The 656-nt window shown below is 27.7% G+C and carries 1 protein-coding gene; it reads right to left on the reverse strand.

Going from position 1 to position 656, the window contains the following annotated elements; genetic code table 11:
- Window positions 1-207: 207 nt before the first annotated feature.
- Window positions 208-651 (reverse strand): hypothetical protein, encoded by a 444-nt coding sequence (locus JG677_RS08475; protein ID WP_200286206.1) that lies wholly within the window; start codon window positions 649-651, stop codon window positions 208-210.
- Window positions 652-656: the final 5 nt, after the last annotated feature.

Consider the following 656-nt stretch of genomic DNA (forward strand, 5'->3'; position numbering starts at 1 on the left):
TTTGCAAAATTTATTTTTGAATTTTCTTTACTTTCTTTATTTGCTTTACTTTGTGAAAGTATAGAGCCATAACTTGAATTATCATTTATACTAAAGATGCTCATATTAAATCCTTTATTTAGATTTTTCTGCCTTCAATCTAAATATAAAATAATACAAGCAATATTTATTCCATTTTATGTCAAAATGGAATAAATTTAGAAAGAATTAGTATTTGTTTTTAAATTCATTTAATATATTATAAGCAGGACTTCCTGCATAGGCCCAGATATTTGTGCCTGAACCATATTTGCTTGAAAAATATTGCAAATAATAATCTTTTTGATTATTTACATAGCGGTATTTAGCTACAATATAACCACTAGAGTAACCTAATGATTGTGTAACCGCATTTGAATCCTGATGAAAACTGTCGTTCATTACAACATATCCATAAGAACTTAAAGAGCCTGCATTATAATCAAAGGCACTATCTCTTTTAAAATAATACCCACCCTTAACCTCTTTCATCTCATCAAGAGTTAAAACTTTAACACCCGCACTATTATCACTAATTGCTCCATTGCTTATTTTAGCAAGAATATCCTCTGCAAAAGCAGAACTTGAAATTAAAGCACTTAAAGCTACAACACTAAATATTTTTTTAAACATAGCTA

The sequence above is a fragment of the Campylobacter sp. TTU-622 genome (assembly GCF_016598965.1).
Classification (GTDB): Bacteria; Campylobacterota; Campylobacteria; order Campylobacterales; family Campylobacteraceae; genus Campylobacter_D.

Excerpts from the sequence above, each read along its gene's own strand:
- JG677_RS08475 (WP_200286206.1), bottom strand. The coding sequence starts at position 651 with ATGTTTAAAAAAATATTTAGTGTTGTAGCTTTAAGTGCTTTAATTTCA.